This window comes from Candidatus Nanosalina sp. VS9-1, from assembly GCF_047555085.1.
Taxonomy (GTDB): domain Archaea; phylum Nanohalarchaeota; class Nanosalinia; order Nanosalinales; family Nanosalinaceae; genus Nanosalina.
This window is the reverse complement of the sequence record NZ_CP180230.1, coordinates 1,009,018-1,028,827: the sequence shown is the minus strand read 5'-3', so window position 1 is coordinate 1,028,827 and position 19,810 is coordinate 1,009,018. Positions and strand designations below refer to the sequence as shown.

20 protein-coding genes are annotated in these 19,810 nt (G+C 45.6%); 14 read left to right on the top strand and 6 right to left on the bottom strand.

What is annotated here, in order from left to right:
* The first annotated feature begins 32 nt into the window (after nt 1–32).
* Nucleotides 33–881, top strand: a complete 849-nt coding sequence (locus ACK3SF_RS05835; RefSeq protein ID WP_414837760.1) for an FkbM family methyltransferase — start codon at nt 33–35, stop codon at nt 879–881.
* 45 nt (nt 882–926) lie between these two features.
* A complete protein-coding gene (locus ACK3SF_RS05830; protein ID WP_414837759.1) occupies nt 927–1,610 on the top strand; it encodes a formyltransferase family protein in 684 nt (227 codons plus the stop codon).
* Here ACK3SF_RS05830 and ACK3SF_RS05825 read toward each other — a convergent pair.
* Complete coding sequence (locus ACK3SF_RS05825; RefSeq protein ID WP_414837758.1) at nt 1,598–2,389, bottom strand: bifunctional 5,10-methylenetetrahydrofolate dehydrogenase/5,10-methenyltetrahydrofolate cyclohydrolase; 792 nt, start codon at nt 2,387–2,389, stop codon at nt 1,598–1,600. The two genes, ACK3SF_RS05830 and ACK3SF_RS05825, sit on opposite strands and share 13 nt — an antisense overlap.
* Before the next feature lie 82 nt (nt 2,390–2,471).
* On the opposite strand from ACK3SF_RS05825, the gene ACK3SF_RS05820 reads away from it, so the two are divergent.
* Complete coding sequence (locus ACK3SF_RS05820; protein WP_414837757.1) at nt 2,472–3,539, top strand: glycosyltransferase; 1,068 nt, start codon at nt 2,472–2,474, stop codon at nt 3,537–3,539.
* Between the two features lie 4 nt (nt 3,540–3,543).
* Here the strand turns inward: ACK3SF_RS05820 and ACK3SF_RS05815 are convergent, their stop codons facing one another.
* Complete coding sequence (locus tag ACK3SF_RS05815; protein WP_414837756.1) at nt 3,544–4,443, bottom strand: NAD-dependent epimerase/dehydratase family protein; 900 nt, start codon at nt 4,441–4,443, stop codon at nt 3,544–3,546.
* A 51-nt stretch (nt 4,444–4,494) separates the two neighbouring features.
* Here ACK3SF_RS05815 and ACK3SF_RS05810 point away from each other — a divergent pair, with 51 nt between their 5' ends.
* From ACK3SF_RS05810 to ACK3SF_RS05795, 4 genes are all read left to right on the top strand, one after another.
* A complete protein-coding gene (locus ACK3SF_RS05810) occupies nt 4,495–5,238 on the top strand; it encodes a sugar phosphate nucleotidyltransferase (RefSeq protein ID WP_414837755.1) in 744 nt (247 codons plus the stop codon).
* 92 nt (nt 5,239–5,330) lie between these two features.
* Complete coding sequence (locus ACK3SF_RS05805; RefSeq protein ID WP_414837754.1) at nt 5,331–6,518, top strand: hypothetical protein; 1,188 nt, start codon at nt 5,331–5,333, stop codon at nt 6,516–6,518.
* A 34-nt stretch (nt 6,519–6,552) separates the two neighbouring features.
* Entirely contained in the window at nt 6,553–7,491 is a 939-nt protein-coding gene (locus tag ACK3SF_RS05800) for an SDR family NAD(P)-dependent oxidoreductase (protein ID WP_414837753.1), read from the top strand.
* Between the two features lie 25 nt (nt 7,492–7,516).
* The gene (locus ACK3SF_RS05795; protein ID WP_414837752.1) at nt 7,517–7,894 is read left to right on the top strand and encodes a cupin domain-containing protein; all 378 of its coding nucleotides are present in this window, start codon (nt 7,517–7,519) and stop codon (nt 7,892–7,894) included.
* Between the two features lie 29 nt (nt 7,895–7,923).
* Here ACK3SF_RS05795 and ACK3SF_RS05790 read toward each other — a convergent pair whose 3' ends face one another.
* Nucleotides 7,924–9,048 (bottom strand): hypothetical protein, encoded by a 1,125-nt coding sequence (locus ACK3SF_RS05790; RefSeq protein ID WP_414837751.1) that lies wholly within the window; start codon nt 9,046–9,048, stop codon nt 7,924–7,926.
* Nucleotides 9,045–11,708, bottom strand: coding sequence for an STT3 domain-containing protein (locus ACK3SF_RS05785; RefSeq protein WP_414837750.1), 2,664 nt, complete (start codon nt 11,706–11,708; stop codon nt 9,045–9,047). The genes ACK3SF_RS05790 and ACK3SF_RS05785 overlap by 4 nt, the downstream gene beginning before the upstream one ends.
* A 125-nt stretch (nt 11,709–11,833) precedes the next feature.
* Here ACK3SF_RS05785 and ACK3SF_RS05780 point away from each other — a divergent pair, with 125 nt between their 5' ends.
* Both ACK3SF_RS05780 and ACK3SF_RS05775 read left to right on the top strand, forming a co-directional pair.
* On the top strand, nt 11,834–12,766 hold the full coding sequence (locus ACK3SF_RS05780) for a hypothetical protein (protein WP_414837749.1): 933 nt from the start codon (nt 11,834–11,836) through the stop codon (nt 12,764–12,766).
* Nucleotides 12,757–14,394: a hypothetical protein gene (locus ACK3SF_RS05775; protein ID WP_414837748.1), complete on the top strand. Its 1,638-nt coding sequence runs from the start codon at nt 12,757–12,759 to the stop codon at nt 14,392–14,394. The genes ACK3SF_RS05780 and ACK3SF_RS05775 overlap by 10 nt, the downstream gene beginning before the upstream one ends.
* Before the next feature lie 52 nt (nt 14,395–14,446).
* Here ACK3SF_RS05775 and ACK3SF_RS05770 read toward each other — a convergent pair whose 3' ends face one another.
* Nucleotides 14,447–14,761, bottom strand: coding sequence for a nascent polypeptide-associated complex protein (locus ACK3SF_RS05770; protein WP_414837747.1), 315 nt, complete (start codon nt 14,759–14,761; stop codon nt 14,447–14,449).
* Nucleotides 14,762–14,815: 54 nt separating this feature from the next.
* Here ACK3SF_RS05770 and ACK3SF_RS05765 point away from each other — a divergent pair, with 54 nt between their 5' ends.
* The 4 genes from ACK3SF_RS05765 to ACK3SF_RS05750 all read left to right on the top strand — a co-directional run bounded on the left by ACK3SF_RS05765 (nt 14,816) and on the right by ACK3SF_RS05750 (nt 19,213).
* Nucleotides 14,816–16,012, top strand: a complete 1,197-nt coding sequence (locus tag ACK3SF_RS05765) for a tripartite tricarboxylate transporter permease (RefSeq protein WP_414838369.1) — start codon at nt 14,816–14,818, stop codon at nt 16,010–16,012.
* Nucleotides 16,013–16,034: 22 nt separating this feature from the next.
* A complete protein-coding gene (locus tag ACK3SF_RS05760) occupies nt 16,035–17,033 on the top strand; it encodes an AI-2E family transporter (RefSeq protein ID WP_414837746.1) in 999 nt (332 codons plus the stop codon).
* Nucleotides 17,034–17,099: 66 nt separating this feature from the next.
* The gene (locus ACK3SF_RS05755) at nt 17,100–18,392 is read left to right on the top strand and encodes a DUF2341 domain-containing protein (RefSeq protein ID WP_414837745.1); all 1,293 of its coding nucleotides are present in this window, start codon (nt 17,100–17,102) and stop codon (nt 18,390–18,392) included.
* A gap of 44 nt (nt 18,393–18,436) precedes the next feature.
* Nucleotides 18,437–19,213, top strand: a complete 777-nt coding sequence (locus ACK3SF_RS05750) for a lamin tail domain-containing protein (RefSeq protein WP_414837744.1) — start codon at nt 18,437–18,439, stop codon at nt 19,211–19,213.
* On the opposite strand, the gene ACK3SF_RS05745 is transcribed toward ACK3SF_RS05750, so the two are convergent.
* Nucleotides 19,210–19,542 carry a hypothetical protein gene (locus ACK3SF_RS05745; RefSeq protein WP_414837743.1) on the bottom strand — a complete coding sequence of 111 codons (333 nt, stop codon included), beginning with the start codon at nt 19,540–19,542 and terminating at the stop codon, nt 19,210–19,212. The two genes, ACK3SF_RS05750 and ACK3SF_RS05745, sit on opposite strands and share 4 nt — an antisense overlap.
* 37 nt (nt 19,543–19,579) lie before the next feature.
* On the opposite strand from ACK3SF_RS05745, the gene ACK3SF_RS05740 reads away from it, so the two are divergent.
* Nucleotides 19,580–19,759 (top strand): hypothetical protein, encoded by a 180-nt coding sequence (locus tag ACK3SF_RS05740; RefSeq protein ID WP_414837742.1) that lies wholly within the window; start codon nt 19,580–19,582, stop codon nt 19,757–19,759.
* The last annotated feature ends 51 nt before the right edge of the window (nt 19,760–19,810 follow it).

Sequence of the window (19,810 nt, the reverse complement as noted above, 5' to 3'; positions counted from 1 at the left end):
CATTTATCAGTGCTTTTGTACTAATTATGTTCATGGAGCTGGGTAAGGGCGTTTTCAATAGTTTGAAGGCTGACGCTGTAGAGCTTGGAGAAGTTTTAGGCTCCAGGCTTGCGGATTCAGGAGCTGTCGGAGAGTCTGTTGTAGGCCTTTACTACAGTTCGAGACAGTTTTTCTACGATAAGCGATGGGTAGATTTTGAAGGATTCGAGCTTCTTGTAGATCCGGGTGAGTACGTAGGTGAAAATATCTGTCGTTCAACTTTCCACGAAAAAGAGTTGAGGGATGCTATACTTGATAAAGTAGAGGAAGGAGATAAAGCAGTCGATATAGGAGCTCATATCGGTTCAACGACTTTGATACTGAGAAAGGCTGTAGGAGAGGACGGCAAAGTTTTTGCATATGAGCCTAATCCGGTAAATTTTTCCATGCTGGAGGATACTGTTAGCGAGAATGAGCTAGGAAACGTTGATCTTTTCGAGTCCGCTGTATCGGATTCTGGAGGGACTGTAGAACTCGAGCACAACGACTGGAATACCGGTGCTTCATCTCTCAGAGGTGCGGATAAAGTATCTGAAGTCTTTGAAGTCGATGTAAAAGAGGCCTCGGAGATTATCAGGAGTCACGGCGAGATTGACTGGCTGAAGATAGATATCGAGGGAGCAGAATACGGCGTGATAAAAGGTCTCCAGGATTTCCTTGACAGTATAGGCGGGATTTTTCTGGAGTTACATCCATCCAAGATGTCAGAAAGCGAGCTAGCTGAAATTTTCGATATACTTGACAGTCAAGGCCTTGTCCAGGATTTTGAAGGAAAGGAGGTAGGCAGAGAGGAGTTTGTCTCTGAAAGCGGACAGGATTATATCTGGAAAAGAGATTTCTGAGATCAGCCGTTACTTAATTGAATCTTGAGGCCTCAAAAATTTTCTATGGAAGCTGTTTTCCTGGGATTGAACGAGGCCGGTGAAGAAGTCTACGAGTGGCTGAATCATCGGGAGGATGTAGATGTTCTCGCACTTCTGACGGAGGAAGAACAGTTATCATTAATTGAAGAGCTGAGGCCTGATATCGTGATCTCTTCAGGTTTCGAGCACAAAGTTCCGAAGGAGATAATCGAAGTCCCGGAGAAAGGTGTCGTGAATCTTCATCCTTCTTTTCTTCCGTACAATCGTGGCTCGCATCCGTATATCTGGCCGATTATCGATGGTACGCCGGCCGGTGTATCAGTCCATTACATGAACGAGGAGATCGATGAAGGCCCGATAATCGACAGGATGAAAATCAGGAAAAGGCCTGACGATGATTCAAGATCGCTTCGCCAGAGACTGATGAAAGCCCAGGCCGATATCTTCGTGGAAAACTGGGAGCGGATCAAGGAAGGCCCCGAGACAGTCGATCAAAGTCCTGAAGACGGCACCACGCATTTCCGCAGGGAGCTAGATGAGGCCTCTAGAATCGATACTGAAAAAGAGATGAAAGTCGGAGAGTTCATAGATCTTCTCAGAGCACTCTCATACACGAGTGACGGCCTGGCATGGTTTGAGGATGATGGCGAAAGATTCTTCCTCAATCTTGACATCACACCAGAAAAAGATGTAGATCATTCCCTGTAACATTTCAGAAGATTCTTCATAGTCACAGCGACTGTAACAGGCCCTACACCGCCAGGGACGCCACAGAAAACAGTTTTCTCATCCATACCTTTCTTGTCCTCGACGTCACCTTTTCCAAGGCTGTAGCCAGCATCGATCACGATAGAATCCTCCATCACCATTTCAGGCTTCAGGAGGCCTCTCATACCTGTAGCAGTCACAACGACATCAGCATCTCTCGTGTATTTTTCCAGTTCTTCTGTATGTTCGTTACACAGTGTTACTGTCGCTCCTCTATCCGTTAAACGCATCGATAGAGGCCTACCGATAAGATTTGAGTTGTTGATCACGGTGACTTCAAGGCCTTCAAAATTTACTCTATCTTCCAGAATTTTTTCGACGGCCTCTACAGCACCAGGAACTGTGAAAGGATTTCCACGCAGAGTTTTCCCGATATTTTCCGGTGTCAATCCATCAACGTCTTTTCTTGGCTCCAGAGTTTCGAATACTCTATCTTCGTCGATATGATCTGGAAGAGGCAGCTGAACGAGTACGCCATCGACTTCCTCATCTGAGTTAAGTTCCTGGATTTTCTCAAGTATTTTTTCTTCAGAAATTTTTTCATCGAATTTTTCCAGTGAGGCCTTGAAATCGATTCTTTCAGCAGCCTCCATCTTTTCCTCCACGAAAGTTTTAGAGGCCTCGTTGTCTCCGACAAGTACGATCTTCAGGTGCGGACTTTCATCTGTTTTCTCCAGCTGTTCCAGTATGTTGTCCGCGATTTTTTCTCCATCGATCATCTTTGAGGCCTCCGAAAATTTTTTCTCGCTGAAGGTTTTTAGTGGTGGATGGTTTTTTAACCTCTGAGTTTTTCGTCTAAGTATGGAAGTCTCTGTAGTCATCCCCACGTACAATGAATCGGATAATGTGAGGCCTCTGATCGAAAGTATAGCAGATGAACTGGAGGGCAGAGACTTTGAAATCGTTATAGTGGATGATAACTCGCCTGACGGTACCGCTGAAAAAGTAAAAGATTTACAGGAGGACAGAGATTTCCTGAAACTTATTGAAAGAGACGGTAAAGGCGGGATCGGCTCTGCTTACAAGGAGGGATTCCAGAAAGCTGAAGGCGAGAAAATCGTCCAGATGGATGCTGATTTCTCCCATCCGCCGAGATACATCAACGATCTTCTCGACGCACTCGAAAATAACGATGTAGCTGTGGGCTCAAGATACGTGGAAGACGGCGACAGACAGGATCCGCTTCACAGAAGGATCTTCCCGCTTATCGGAAGCTATCTGTACCGTTACGGCCTCGGATTCCCGGTCAAAGACTTTACATCAGGATTCAAAGCCTACAATAGAGAAGTAATGAATGATTTTACTGAAGATCTGCCTGACGGATTCCATTTCCAGGCAGCTTCACTCCTGAAGATAGTCGACAATGGATACAGCGTCAAAGAAGTTCCTATAGAGTTTGAAAAGAGAAGAGCCGGTAATCCAAAGTACGACCACATGGATCTGGTTAAAAACGCGGTTTTCTTCGGCAAAACATTCCTGAAGAAAAACGAAAGGCCTCTGAAGTTCGGAACTGTCGGAGCGACAGGAGTATTCGTTGATATGGGGCTCCTGTACTTTTTGACACAGTTCGGAGGCCTTCATCAGGTCTTATCCGCTGGACTGGCGACTGAGGCCGCTATACTCTGGAACTACACCTGGAACGATCTCTGGACGTTCAACGGCATCGGAGGAGAAACTTTGAAGCATTTCATATCGAGAGCAGCGAAGTTCAACGCTGTATCGCTTGTAGGCCTCGGTATAAAGATCGCGGTTTTCTGGGCGTTGACAGAGTTCACAGGCCTTTACTATCTCCTGGCTAACTTCCTGGCGATTCTCATCGTTTTCGCCTGGAACTACACAGGTAACGTTGCCTGGACGTGGAACGAGTAAATTTCTATCTGTCCAGAAGTTCCTGGACTGTTTTCCTGACGGAGCTGGAGGAGTTGTGTTCAGGCCTCCATCCTTCGTTTTTCAGTTTTTCTATACTCAGACGCATCTCGGGTACGTCGCCTTCCCAGCCTTTCTCTCCGCCTGTGTACTCGTATTCTGGTTCAAGATCCATTTCTTCGGCTACTATTTCGGCTATGCCATCTACGTCGATGGAGTCCTCGCTTCCGATGTTGAAAACTGTTTTATCGGATTCCCAGGCCTTGATGAATCCTTCTACAGTGTCTTCGACGTGTAGGTATGATTTCCTCTGTTTTCCGTTTCCGAGGATGACGAGTTTCTCCGGGTTGTCTTTCAGTTTGTGGATAAAATCGTAGATTACGCCTTTCTGATTCCGGCCGCCGACTATATTCGCCAGTCTGACGATAGTCAGGTCTATATCGAATATCTCGGAGTAGACGCTGCACATGTGTTCTCCTCCGGCTTTTGTCGCCCCGTACATCGAGATAGGATCGAGGTTGGCGTCTTCAGGTGTCGGTATCTCGGCGTCTTCGCCGTAGACAACTGATGAAGATGTGAAAATTATTTCTTCGACGTTTGAGGTCTCTGCTGCATCCAGAACGTTGTGAGTTCCCTCAAGGTTTTCATCAAAGTCTTTATCTCTGTCATCCGGGAAAGTATTGACTTTTGGATTCGCTGCCAGATGGAAGACGACGTCTTTGTCCTGGAAAATTTCTTCCAGGCCTTTTTCTTTTATGTCGTGTTCTACAATTTCTACTTTTTCGGGCAGGTTTTCTCTGAGGCCTGAGGAGAAGTTATCTACTGCGGTTACTTCATGTTTTTCTACGAGTTTTTCGCACAGGTGTGATCCTATGAATCCTGCTCCTCCGGTGACAGCGATTTTCATACAGTTATTTTTTCAGTGATTAATTAAAACGTAGAGGTAACACTCTGTATTATGCCGAAGAAGCGTGTCTCCCTGACTCTGGAAGAGAAGCTGGTTGAAAGAATTGATTCTGAAGCTGAAGAGAATTCCGTGAATCGTTCTCAGCAAGTTGAGGAAATTTTAACTGAGTATCTTGAGGGACGAGGCCTTGACACGGCTGTAGTTCTGTGCGGTGATCCTGAGAACAAGGCTATGAATGAGTACAGGGGAAGGCCTGTGATTTCGCATGTTCTTGAGAATCTATCTGAACAGGGTATTTCACGTGTTTTTCTCCTGGCAGGCCAAAATGTTGATGAGTTGATGGATGAACTGGGCTCACGTTTCGAGGGAATGGAACTCGAGTATGTTTCCGAGGACGAGCCTAAAGGAACGGCTGTAGCGCTTGAAAATATTTCTGATGAGATTTCAGGCCTTTTCGTAACTGTCAACGGACACGTTATTGCTGATGTCGATATCAGGGAGATGGTAGAGATTCACAGGGATGAGGATTCGATATCGACAATGGCCCTGACAAGTGTTGAAGATCCATCTGGTTACGGTGTAGCCAAGTTGAAAGGCAGAAAGATTCTGGGGTTCGAGGAAAAGCCTGAAGGCGAAGTTTTCTCACGCCTTATCAATGCAGGCAGATACATTTTTGATCCGGATATTTTCGACAGACTTGATGAAAATTCCCTGGAAGAGGTATTCGAGAAACTTGCCGATAACGGAGAACTTTCCGGATACATCTACGGCGGAAGATGGAAGGATCTTGACTAGGCTTCCTCGCATCTTTCTGCACGCATGGAAACACATTTAAAAACAAAAAGTAATACATCATATTACCATGTGTGTTTTTCGGGTGAGTGTCAGTGAAAACAGTATCTGAGAATCCTGATCCTGATGCTCTGGATGAGGAGGCAGCTCGCCAGATAGATTCGATGCTTGAAGATGAAGGAGAAGTAGCTGTAACTCTCGACATCGATGACACATTGAAACATGGAGGAGCGACTACAGAAGTCTATGACAGGCACATATTCGATGCTATAGAAGGCCTCATGAATCTAGATAGTGTTAGAGTCGCTTTCAATTCCGGGAAGCCTGTTCCGTACCAGAGAAAGTTGAGGGACGAATGGGCGAGTGAGGCTCCGGCACTGAAAAACATTGATCTTATTGGAGGCCGTGGTACGGTATTTGAGATAAACGGAGATGTTTTCCATACCGAGGATTTCTTCCCTGATGTAGAGTACTCCAGGGACGACTTCATGGATATTCAGGAGAATATTTACGGCGTTCTTGCGGATGAAGGATGGAAAGGAAACTTCCAGAACAATCTCTCCTGGGGAGTAGGAGTTACAAGAGTAGAGGCAGAAGGAACGACAGATCATTCTCGTGGAAGCACGAGAGACGATCCTACATTCGTCAATGAGGGAAAGACAACGGAGGATATATACAGCGAACACTTTGAAGGCCTTGAAAGCTTCCAGTATGATGAGGCCTATGATAGAAGCGTAAATGATGTTGAGATAACTGGAGGCCCTGAGAATCCTGATGATAAAGGGGCCATAAGAGTGGATGATTCTAGAGAGGCCTATGCATTTATGACAGAGGTTTTCCGGGAGCTAGAACAGTTCAAAGGCTTCCGATTTGAGAGAGATGATGAAGGAGATATTGTTTTCTACAGGGATCGTGCTGATATTGATGTGGATGAGAGCTATCTTCAGTCAAGAATGAAGGCTGCTGTAGAATCCGCGAATCCGGACTGGGGATTCGAGTCTCATTCCGATGGAGGATTCGAGTACTGGCATCCTGATTCCGGCAAGCTGAAAGGAGTCAAGGCCTACATGAAGGCCCGTAACGAGGTTTTCGGAGATGATATTCGTAACGTGCTACATCACGGCAACGGCAGTTCGGACTATATCAGAAATCCTGATACGGTGATACCTCTTCCGGTAGAAGGTACTGATGCACATGAACTTGCATCTGAACATGATTATCCCTCGTTTGATCATCCGACAAAACTCTCAAACACGGTATCTGAGGCAGTAGAAAAGTACTGAATCTAATAAATTTTGCTAGAGGTTAATCTATACTATGGAAAGAGTGCTGGTTACAGGTGGAGCAGGATTCATCGGTTCAAATCTTGTAGAAGAACTTGTTGAAAGAGGCAAAGACGTAGTTGTACTCGACGATCTCTATCTTGGGGATGAGAACAATCTTTCAGAAGTTGAAAATGATATTGAGTTTGTACAGGGATCTGTACTCGATGAAGAAACTGTAGAGGAGGCTATGCAGGGAGTTGATACTGTTTTCCATCTGGCAGCACGTTCATCCAGTCCGATGCACAAAGAAAATCCTGCTGAAGGTGCGCGAGTAAATATCGAAGGATTCATCAAGACAGTTGAAGCTGCAAAGGATGAAGAAGTCGAGAAAGTTGTCTACGCATCCACTTCTTCGATGTATGGAAGCGTGGAGCCGCCTCACAGGGAGGATCAGAATCCTGTGCCTTCGAATCTTTATACTGCTTCGAAGATGTCGCGTGAAAAGTATGCGGAGGCCTACAGTTACAATAATCAGATGGAGACCACAGGCCTGAGATTTTTCTCTGTTTTCGGGCCTCATGAAAGAGCTAAAGGAAAGTATGCTAACGTGGTTACTCAGTTCCTCTGGAAGATGATGGATGATGAGCAGCCTGTCATATGGGGAGATGGATCTCAGGAGAGAGACTTCGTCTTCGTTGAAGATGTTGTGGATGCCTTGATCAAGGCCTCTAAGAGAAAGGATGAGCTTGATGGAGAAGTGTTCAATGTTGGACGCGGTGATCCTGTAACTTTCAATGAAGTTGTTGAGAAGCTTAACGATGCTCTGGGAACGGATATTGATGCCGAGAGAATTGAAAATCCGCGTGACAAGTATGTGCATCAGCATAATGCGGATAATTCAAAGGCTCAGCGTCTTCTGGACTGGTCTCCTTCTTACAGCTTCGAGGAAGGCCTTGAGAAGACTGTGGAGTACTACAGTAAACACGTATAAGAAGTTTTAATTCCATAAGGTAGGTATGGGACGTATTGACAAGCCCTGGGGATTTGAGGAACAGGTTCTCATGACTCAGGTCGATGTCGGCGACCAGACAGGTATGCTAGGAATCAGAAGACTTGTTATAGATGCAGATGAGATGACTTCCTACGCCTATCACGAGCGTCAGGCCGATATAATTTATCTGGAGGAAGGTAACGTCGTTATCCGTCATGAAGAAGATATGAAGGATATTGAAAAGGGCAATGCCATGGTTATCCGTTCGAATGAAAGGCATCAGATCCAGAATATCGATAGCGAAGTTGCCAAAATTCTTGAGATCTCGTTCCCTTACGTACCGGGAGATATCACGCGCGTAGAAGATCCTTACAAGGAAGAGCGTGAAGAAGACGAGGAATAAACATTTTCCCGTAAACTTCTATTTGAACTTTACAGAATCCCCGAGAAAAGCAAAATACCAACAGCACCTATAACTATCTCGGCACTCATTAGAGCCACAGTTATCTGTTTTTCATTCAGGCCTTTATTCATTAGCGGATGAGTTAAAGAGTAAATTTTCTCGTGCTGAGGCCTCAGACTTCCATCATCTTGAAGTATTCCCCAGGAATGTGCCTGAAATCCGCTTCTGAGTTTCAGAAGGAACTCTGTAATCCATGGGATGAATAGGAATACGCCGAATTTCTCCATGTTTCCTATCACCATCGCTGCGAAAAGTGCTGCACCACACAGGTATGTTAGAGAATCTCCTGGAAGTATCGAGGCAGGATAAAAGTTGTAGTACATGAAAGCAAGCAGTGATGCTGTAAGGCTCCATGCTATCAGCATTGCAGCTGTTTCTCCGTTAAGGTACGCGAAGAGGCCAAGATAGAATGAAGCTACGAGGCTCATCCCTCCGGAGAGCCCGTTAGTCCCTGCAAGCATGTTTACCACGTTTGATACGAACAATAGGCCTACCGGAAGCAGTAGAAGAGGGTAAAGGATTCCCCATTCGATTGTCCCGATTACTGGAAGAGTCATTACTGATGAGCCGGCTCCTACGGAGATCAACGGAAGCGCTGCTGGAAGTACGAAAAGCATTTTCAGGTTCTGTTTGAGGCCTTCACGGTGTACTTCCTGTTCCCTTTCATTCTCCTCAAATACTGTGATGCGTTCCCATATCTTTGCAAAAGGGGTTTTACTTTCTTTTTCATTTGAGAGATCAAGTTCAAACTCCTCTATCTCAAGTTCGTCCTGCACATACTTCTCTATGTTGATGTGTATGTCGTCAACTAGGCCTATCAACGTGATTATGCATACAGAGCTTAAGGCAGCGAGTATCAGAGTTATATTCGAGGCAGGAGCGCTTGAGAAAGATATAAGGCCTAGGTACACTGTAAGCGATACTATAAATCCGAAGACTACGCTTATTCCTCCGGATGTCGCCAGTTTTGGCTTTTCCTTCTTTTGCTGATCTACCCCGTATATTCCGGAGCTGAGGAGGTATTTCCTGGCATATGGTGTTCCTACGAACGTCGTCAGGAATCCTAGTGCCAGGGATACAGCAAGGAAGATCATTCTGTCTTAGTCACTTTCCACATCTTGACGTAGTCGTTAGAGGCCTCTTCTACTTTTTCAACGTAGTCAAGCTGTTCTCCATCCTGGATGTAAAGCTCTACAAGCTGGGAGTCCGAGATCTCCTTCGGTACAAGCACTGACTGGGCCTGTAGTCGTGTCTGGAATCCTCTTTCCAGATTGAAGTAAGGATCCTCTGCGAGACAGTAAGGGATCTGGGTGTCGACATCGAACTCTATCTTTCCGTTTTCTGTAAGTATGCAGTCAATAGGCTGTCTGACTGTTCCTCTGCCTGTCGTTTGTTGTAGTGTCGGGGCCTGTTCATCTGATAGAGAGATGCTGTTGTTGGAGATCTGTACTGGTGCATAGATCTGCAGGCCTCTAGAGCTTGTGAATGTTACTGTTGTCGTGTTTCCGCTCTGGCTTATGGAGTCCTGTATGTTTGCTGAAGTGGACAGTGTAAGCATTGAGCTAGGATCTCCTGTGGACTCGTTAGGGAGATTGGCTGCTCCGTTTGAAATTGTGCTCACTGCACTGTACTTCCCGATCATTGTATTATCGAGCAGTATGTAATCCACGGAATGTTGCTCCAGGAAACTGTCAAGGCCTGGAGTATTCATAGGATCATCGGAAGTCAGGAAATCAGCCAGAGGCATGTTCGTTGCTCTAACTTCGTTCGAGTAGTATCCAGCGTTTCCTCCGTCCGCTACAGAGGCAGTTCTCCCGATTGTCTGGAAATGGTATCCGTAATCCCACCAGGACATGACTACTGATCCGTCAGGAGTCTGTTCATCCATGTAGTTCAGGCTCTGATCCCAGGCCTGGTTAGGGGATCCGCTAACACTCTGAACGTTGATAAATCCTGCTGAAAAGTTCACTGCAACAGTTAAAATTAGTATGATCGCTATTGCAGCGTACTTAAGTCTTTCAGTGTTCTCGAACTCGAACACTTCGTTGAGATCCATGTTTTCGAGGCCTCCGATAATCTTGGCGAGGCCGTATCCTGCTGCGAATGCCACTGCAAAGGTTGAAAGGAAGATTATCCTGCTTTTCGCAACTGATCCCAGCAGATTTGTGATCACCCATGCAAGAGGGAGCACGATTATCCACTCCATCTCGATTTCTCTGCTTCCAAGCCTGTCGTTGTAGTAAAGTGCTACAAGGCCTGCCAGCACGAGAGCTGTTGCAGGGATGACGGTGTACGCTATCTGTGCACCGGAGAAAAGCATCAGTATCTCAAGCACGAGGCCTGTTCCGGTCACCATTGTCACAAGCTTGAACGTGTAGTCGTCGTCGAGGTACTTTGTGAACGCTATGAACATTCCGATAACTGTTAATGCGGCTAGAGCGCTGAAGATCAGCAGTTGCTCAAAGAAGCCTGTTACAAGAAGCATCCAGGATAGGAAAACTGTTTCAAAGCCTGCAAAGTAGATCTTGTCGCTTACCTCGCTTTCTACAAGGCCGTATTTCTTTAGAAGCATGAAAGCAACTGTTGAGCCCATGAATCCTATTCCCAGCATCATCATAGGCCATGAACCTACTATGCTGGCCAAAGTTCCGAGAACAGGATGGATGCTGCCAGCTGTCTCTGCTCCAAGGCTTGTTATAAGATTTGAGAGGCCTGGAGCTGTGTTTTCTGCGACTGTTCCTCCGATGACATCTCCTCCTGTCGTCTGAGTCACCATGTTAATAATGCTCATCAGTTTGGAGGCGATGAAGTTGGAGTAGAGTGGTGAAAGCAGTACAAAGATGAGGCCTGTTATTGAGACTGTTGGAACGTAGTACTTCAGATTCTTTTCCTTGACGAGATCAAGTTCCTCGATCAGGTATCTGCTCCACAGCAGGCCCAAGAGGCCGATGTTTGCGACGAAAAGTGTTCCTGTGATCCAGTAACGATTGTAGTTGAGTGCTGCTGCCACTCCGCCTCCTACAAGCACTGTCGGCGTGTAAGCAACGATCAGTTCGTGGACTTCCTCGTCTATGAATATCAGGGAGCCGACTACGAGAGGAAGAAGCAGCCATAGCATCCGGGATCCTCCCCAGGAGATTGTGAAGAATGCAAGTGAGAGGCCTGAAAGTATTCCCGAAATGTAGCTTTCACGCTTCCATGCTCTTGCGAAGAAGAGCAGTGTCAGCATCATGAAGAACGTCCCGATAGGCTCTTTCTCGAAGAATCCTGCGGATGAACGACGCATCACGCCAGGGATTACAGCTAGGAAAAAGGCTGAGAAAATTCCTACACGCTTGTTTGCAACTTCTTTACCGAAAAAGTACATTACAACAGTAGATAGAGCACCCATAAGAGCAGGATAGAACTGCGCCCACTCAAGATAGTTCTCGAAAATCATCGAAGGCCCCATCCAGTAAAGTATAGCAGGGAAGACGATATCTCCTATATTAAGTAGGTAAGTTGGAGCGCTGTAAGGGAAGTACCTCATAAAGTCTGCTACAGGCATAGCTCCTTCGTATGCCAGATGCTGGGACATCCTGAAGATCATGTATGGATCCAGGGCCTGAAGATTCTGCATTCCCTGTTCAGGAAGATATCTGAGCCATAGAGCGACTCCGAAAACTGCTGCAACGGCTAGAAACGCCCAGTTATTTTTGAGGCCTTCTCTTGAAAAATTATCCTTTACTTTTTCCTTGTATCGCTCCAGACTCATACTTATTCGCTAAATTAGTCTTCACATTTTTTAGTCCATCGGAAAAATAATTTGCCGAGATTTTTCTTCAGAGGCCTCAAAATCTCCGGTGAGTTTAAAATGTTTACAGGAGAAAATTTCGTTTAGTGAACGTAGAGGAATATTTTAACAGGATCTATGCGGATTATGATCGCTGGTTTATCATCCCGGTTCTACTTTTCGTGCTGTCTCTAGCTGTTATAGGAGGCCAGTACGCAGCTAACGGTAACGTTGTCGACAGAGGAGTAGTCTTTTCGGGAGGAACAGAAGTAACATATAATATACAGGAAGAGTTCGATACGGTACAGATAGAAGAGATTTTTGCCTCTCAGGGAAGGCCTGGTACAAGTGCTTTGAGAGAGGAAACTGAAAGCGGGCCTATACTTAGAGTTACAGTGCCGCCTCCACAGCTGGAAAACGAGTCTGTAGCCGAATCTTTCCTTGAGAACAACTCGATAAAGAACTTTAATGTCGATGTCCAGCAGTTCTACTTTGCCACCAGTGCAGTAGCTGAAACATTTTTCATACAGGCCGTATGGGCTTTTATACTAGCGTTTACAATCATGAGCCTGGTGATTTTCACCTCGTTCAGAGATCTTGTGCCAGCATTTGCTGTCGTCCTTGCGGCGTCTGCAGATATAATATTTACTATAGCGGCTATGTCGCTTCTTGATATTCCGATGACGCTCGGTTCTCTATCGGCGTTACTGATGCTTATCGGATACTCTGTTGATACCGATATTGTTCTGTCTTCAAGAGTTCTGAAGCAGAAGAGAGGTTCTCTGCGTGACAGGATCTGGAGCTCAGTCAAGACGGGAGTAACTATGAGTTCGGGAGGTATAGCAGCTTTCACACTTCTGTACTTTATCTCCATGGCTCTTGTAGGGCCTTCAGAACTTTCAGCCGTTGCATCAGTCATGGTGATAGGCCTTCTGGCAGATATGCCGTTCACTTGGTTCGGCAACGCATTCATACTGAAAAAGTATGTTGAAGGAGACTTCAATGTACCTGATCTTCGTGAGGTGATCCCATGGCCGTAAAAAATATGCTCAAGGAATGGCGTGTAATACTGTTGCTTGTAGTCCTTGCTTTCTCCGTAGCAGGCCTCCAGCCAACATACACATCGAACAACGGCAACTACAATCTGGAGTTCACAGGCCTTGAAGATAACATGGGTATAGACTTTTCTGGAGGTTCACAGCTCCTTCTAAAGGTTCAGTCCGAGAATCAATCGGAGGAACTGGTTGAGAACATCGCATCAATCCTCAGAACACGTGTAAATGAGATAGGATTCGGAGAAACCACTATTAATACTATAGACATCGGTACAGGACATCGAATCAGCGTTACAACTTCTGAACAGAACAACACTCGTTTGCAGCAGCTTATCTCCCGAGAAGGAGCGTTTGAGGCCCGGATGCCATATCTTTTCTCAGACTCGGGCAACTTCACTTTATCTGATACATACCGTTTCGTCAAGAACAATGATTCAACAGTAAGTATAGGTCGTTACACAGATTCAGGCCTGGAATACTACAATAAGACTCTGGAACAGGGAGATCATCAGGAGCTCGGGGACACAAGAGTATACTACGCCGGTCAGAACGGTTCATACACAAGAATGGAGTTCCAGATCTACGATAACACAGATATACTCAATGTAAGGACTTCACAGTCTGCTGTCCGCCAGGTAGCACAGAATACATATCAGGGGCAGATACCTCTAACTGTTTCACAGACGTCCGCCCAGAGACTGATGGATGTAGCCAATAATTATGATGTGTCTCCTTCAGCAAGCGGTGGCGGTTCCCTTCAGATGAAGAACGGTCGCCCGGCAGAACTGACGATATTCATCGACAGCGAAGCCATCACAGGATTCACAGTATCTCAAGAATTCCAGAGAAACACAATAACCAATCCAAGTATAACCATCTCAAGAGATTCTGGAGGAGCTGCCAGAGAGGAAATGAACAGGATCGAGGCCTTACTTCAGTCCGGAAGGCTTCCAGAGCCTGTTGAAATCGTCAGCACATCAAGCCTCGGAAGCTCGCTCGGAGGCCAGTTCATGGCAGCTTCAATTCTATCGATAATCGGAGCACTGCTCGCTGTAGGAGTGCTCATCTTTGTAAGATACCGCAATCCAAAGCTTGTCGCACCTATAGTCCTGACGGGTGCTTCAGAGGTATTCATACTTCTAGGCCTTTGGTTCACAAGCTTTGCAACACTCAGCCTCTCAGCGATAGCAGGAATAATCGCTGCGGTAGGTACGGGAGTAGACGACCAGATAATTATAACAGATGAATCCGACAGGAAAACAGTCAAGGACTGGAAGCAGAGGATGAAGACAGCTTTCTTCGTTATATTCACTTCTGCAGCCTCCACAATCGGAGCGATGGTGCCAATACTCTCACCAAGATTCTCTGCAATGATGGTGGGAGCAGCAGGACTAGGCTTGATAGGATACAGCCAGTACAAAAGCAGCGCTGGAAGGCACTATATTGCCGTAGGAGCAATGGCGCTTACAGTAGGAGCATTCGCTACAACATTCCCTCTTTCATCTCTACAGCAGATTACAGAGTTCGCAACTACAACAATACTTGGAATCCTTGTAGGAATAACTATCACAAGGCCTGCATACTCCAAGATCCTTGAACATATGGAGAAGTAGAGGCCTTCAGAATATTTTTGAAAAGAAAAGAATTTGGATCTGTGATGGGTGACTAGTTGAGGCTCATTACTGCGCCTGCAACGTCGTCGTTTTCTTCAAGAGCCTGCTCTGCTTCTTCCCTTGAAGCACCTGTCTTCTCGACTACAAGATCGATGTCTTCCTCTTCTACACTGCTTTTTTCTTCAGTGCTGTAACTTCCTCTTAACTGGAAGATTTCGTTGCCCTGTGCATCGATCTTTGAGAGCTCAGGATTCTTGAAGACAAGCTTTTTGCCTCCAAGATGAACTTCGACTTTTTCAGCGTCTAACTCGTCCATATCGACGCCCATCTGCTTCATCATCTTCGCCATGTCGTTTCCGCCGAACATACTAGAGAACTGTTCACGCACTTTTTTTAAATCGGCGATAGATAAAAACAGTTTATCACGGAACCTGTAACGCTACTGCTTTTCTCGGCACTGGGGATCGCAGCGGGAGTGGCAACAGGCCTTATCCCGGGAATACATCCAAACACTGTGATATTTACTACCGTACCTTTCTATCTTGGCTCTGGAACAGGCCTCGGTGCCTATGCCGTATTCCTGTCTGCTATATCTGTGTCCCATACTTTCCATGATTTTCTGCCGGCGATTTTTCTCTCATCGCCTGATGCAGAGTCCGCACTTTCCACTATAAACGGAAAATCCGCAGTACAGCAGGGAAAAGGCCTTGAATCATTTCACTACACGGTGTACGGAGCTCTCTCAGCTGTTGTACCTGTGCTGGCTGTTGCTCTGCTTTCTTTTTTCTTCCTTGAAGGCCTTTACTCGAGTATAGAGTCATTTATGGAGTATATCCTGGTCTTCTTCCTTTTGTTCGTAGTCCTGGACTCGGATGACAGGCCTGAAGCATTTCTAATAGCACTTTTCTCTGGTGTCCTTGGAGTCCTCAGTTTTGAAGTACCTGTTAATCAGAATTTCATCTTCATACCGCTGTTTTCAGGCCTTTTCGCAGTACCTGCCATAATCCGATCTATGGAGGAAAGTTTTGAGATACCGGATCAGGACAGACCTGAAATCGATAAAATTAACGCATTCTCCGGAGGTATTTTCGGAACAGCAGCAGGATTTCTTGCAGGAGTGGTCCCTGGTATAGGCGCTGCTGTATCGACAGCTTTCGTATCACCTTTCATGAATGATTCATCAGGAAAATTCATGTCTTCCATGGGAGCCGTGAATACTACTGATATCATCTTCTCCATCTTTACTCTACAGATACTTGGGAATGCACGCTCCGGGGTCTCTGTGGCGCTCCAGCTTTTCTCAACACAGGTAAATATAGATCTCGTGATATTGGTGACTTTGATTTCCGTTCCTGTATCTGCCTTACTGGCCCTGAAGATTTCAGGCCTCTACACGGATTTGCTGGAGAATATTTCGCTGTCAAAAATCTTCCCTACAATTCTTGTAATTCTGGTAGCTATTTCTGCGGCCGTGACAGGATTTACAGGTCTTGTTGTAATTTTTACAGCCTCTATGATCGGTTACGCTGCTCTGGAGACAGGTAACAGAAGAGTCTGTATGGCAGTTCTGCTTGTTCCATCTATACTGTTTTTCTCAGGTATCGGAGTCTTTATTTAGCTTAGACATCAAAAAATCATGTATGAACGAGCGAAAAGGCTTCCTGCTGTTCCTTATCGGTATTTTTGGAACTGTTGTAGGCCTCATGCTTATGCCATTTCTCACTTACATACTGGGCGCAACAATCCTGGCATTTATACTGAGAAGGCCTCATTTCATCCTACAGGAGAAGATAGGTGCAAGGCCTTCGGCAGCAGTTCTTACAGTCTCAGCTATACTTTTGGCGGTATTGCCGATAATTTTTGGAGGAATGGCTGTAGCAGACGATGCGACAGATCTTGTTGACAATATCAATACTACAGATACAATAAATCTCACATCTATAGAGGATGAAATTGAGAGGCTTACAGGCCAGGAGATCGATATAGAATCCAATCTTGCCCGCGCAGTAGAGGAATTCAGCTCTGCAACACTGGGAAGCTTCTCAAGAGTGGTCAACATAGTTGCAAACGTTGGGATAGGCCTTTCACTGATGCTTTTCCTTGTTTACTACTTTTTGAAAGATGGAAGAAGGCTTGTAAGATGGGTGAAAGATGTTTCACCTTTACCGGAGAGTCTTGAAAACAGTCTGCTTAGAGAAGTGTCAGTGACTACTTCAGCTGTTATGAAAGGCCATATACTTGTAGCTATAGCACAGGGAATCATAGCAGGTGTAGGACTGGCTTTCTTCGGTGTTCCAAACTATGTGTTCTGGACTTTCATAATGATGATACTGGGCCTCCTGCCTATAGTAGGATCTATGCTGGTATGGCTTCCTGCAGCAGGGTATCTGGCTTTAACAGATCCTGTTTCAGGTATAATGCTTGCACTTTACGGATTCATAGCTGTAGGCCTGAGTGATAACTTCCTGAGGCCTCTTTTTGTCGAGAGCTCGGCTGATCTACATCCTGCTCTGATTATACTCGGTGTTATAGGTGGGGTGGTGCTCCTCGGTGCTCCAGGCCTGTTCATAGGCCCCGTGATATTCGGAGTGATGAAGTCGATTCTCACGGTATTTATGGAGAACTATCAAGATCTCTAATGAAGTCTCAAAGGTATAGGGAAAAATCATTAAGCTGTAGTGATCTCTTCTATATCCGTGTGTTCCATGAATAACAGGAAAATTTCAGCGATTTTTGCCTTGGTTGCTGTGCTGATGCTTTCCGTTCCTGTATCTGCAGCGTGGTGGGATTCCAGCTGGGATTACAGGAAAAATATCACAGTTACAGAGACTTCAGGACAGGATCTCAGTAATCACCAGATTAAACTGGAGTTAAATACTTCTGAAATGATATCCAGCGGTAATATGCGGGCCTCGTGTCAGGATTTGAGGTTTGCAGGAAATAACGATACATCCATGGATTACTGGATAGAATCCGGCTGCAACACAGAATCTACCACGGTATGGGTAGAACTCCCTGAACTAAAGGCAGGAGCCGAGAAAACAATATACGCATACTACGGCAATCCGGAGGCCTCTCCAGGAAGCAACGGCAAGGCAACTTTCCCTGTTTTCGACGGTTTCAATGACGGTACGCTTTCAGACCAGTGGACTGACTACAACAGCGGCGATGCACTTACAGAATCAAACGGCAGACTGGAAATAACTACAGGAAACGTTCACTCGGCTACTGAAGAAGTCTCACAGCCAGGAACTGTAGTAGAGGCCCGGCTAAAATATACTTCAAGCATCTCTGGAGATCACTCAGGCCTTATGATAGCTGACAGCGGCACTATGTCAGGAAGCAACAGCAACGGCAATGCAAATGTACTTTTCATTACGGATGAGACATCTGGACAAGTTTCAACATGGACAGGGAACGGCGATACAACTTCATACAATATCTGTTCTGGAGTCAGCACTTTCACAGCCACTACTGGAGAAAACTACATCTACAGTATAACTGATACAGGATCACAAGTCCAGACAGCTCTAAACTATGATAACCGTGTCTCGTGCACAGGAGATCTCACCTCACAGCATTCAAACTTTGTCATAGGCCTCGGACATTTCTCACTGGATTCTGACCCAACAACCACGGACACATCCTATGACTGGGTGAGAACAAGAAACTATGTGGCCAGCAAACCTCAGATAGAGATAGGATCTGAGGCCTCTGTGGATATATGTGATGCCAGAGGCCCTGTGAACGAATGCATAATAAACAGTTCAAGAGATATATCAGGGGAAGACTTCACATTCAACTCTATATTTATTGCCAGAGAATCAGCTGATATAAGCTCAACAGAGGCCTCAGGAGCGATAAATGTCGATAACAGATCCACGATCTCGGGCCTGTGGAGAGGCAGCATCAATCTCTCATCCCGGGAACTGGTTCTCACTTCTGGTGCATATTTCAGGCCTGAAGACGGCAGGATTTCTCTCAACGTAGTTGAGTAGAGGCCAATAATTTTTAATCAGGAAACTCTGTTTTAATGTTAGAGATGGCTTCGGATAGAACAGGAGCTATCATATCTGCCTTTATCCTTACAGCTCTTCTAGCTTTTCCTACGGCATCTCAAAACGTTGATTTCGGCTCTGAATCAACGCCTATGGTTTCTGATACCTCAAATCTCCAGACCGATGTGGATATTGAGGCAGAGGATTTCTCAAAGGCCTCTATAGAGGAAAGCGACTCTCTTTATACTGTTAAAGAAAATCCGTTCCAGAGGATCGAGAAACTTTCTACTCCGCGAGGAACTTTGACTCTGAAAGTCAACAATACTTCAAGAATATATACTCTGGAGATGGCGGCAGGAACTCTTGTCGAAGGCCTGAAAGATGGATTATCTGTCTCCCGTTTCAAGGGAGCGAACAGGACTGTTCTTGAAAACAGGATGCAGTCTATGAAGGAAAGTATGGATGATTACAGAGCCAGAGTAAGAAACGAGATGACTCCTGAAGTCGATGTAAGGATAACACGTTCAAAGGCCTCCGATGAAGATGAAAGAGCTGTTATAGACAATGATGAGAACAGGGAGATAGATCTTGATGGCTGGACGTTGACAAACTCTGATCCGGATTCCTATACGTTTGAAAATATTGTTCTGGAGCCAGGAGAACAGTTGTTCGTGTACACTGCTGCCGAAGACGCGCTTAATGTCTCCGAGGAAGAGGACTCAGGGTATGTGTACGGTACAGGTGTTGACTGGGATGAGACATCGGATAGAGCAGTTCTTGAGGACAGTGACGGTGTTGTCATCGATAGGGATAGTCACTAGACTTTCTCTACAGTGCCGTCGATTCTGTATTCTTCGTCGCTGAAAAGCTTCTTCAGCTTCTTTTCCTCATCCTCTGCCACTATAACTATTCTGTCCAGAAATCCACGGGCCTGGAGATCAGAAAATTCCAGGGAAGCGATTACGCCAAGGCCTACATACAGGTAGAGAAAAAGTGTGAAAGTTGACTGGTTGAATCCGTTACGGAGCGCGATCACATATGCTATTAACGCAAATATTACTCCTATCAGGCCTCCTTTCTTGATTTTCTGGTCCATAACTGGTATTTCTTCCGCATCCGGGAAAAATATTTCGGATTTCCTGTAACTCACCGCTACGTTTTTACAGTTCCGAATTAAATCTCTCTACATGGTGTACTACCAGTGTCCTGACTGCGGGTACCGCCAGAGAAGTAAGGCCCAGAAGCGTGTGAAATGCCATAAATGCGGCCGGAGCTATCTCAAAAGAAAGGCCAAGAAGACTAAAAGCAAGGCCTCAGAGGAGAAGGAAGGAAAGACAGGATTCAAGAAATACAGCAAGAAGGATTAAAATGTCGTACAGCCGGAAAATACTGCAGAAATTCCCGAGAATATTCTTGGT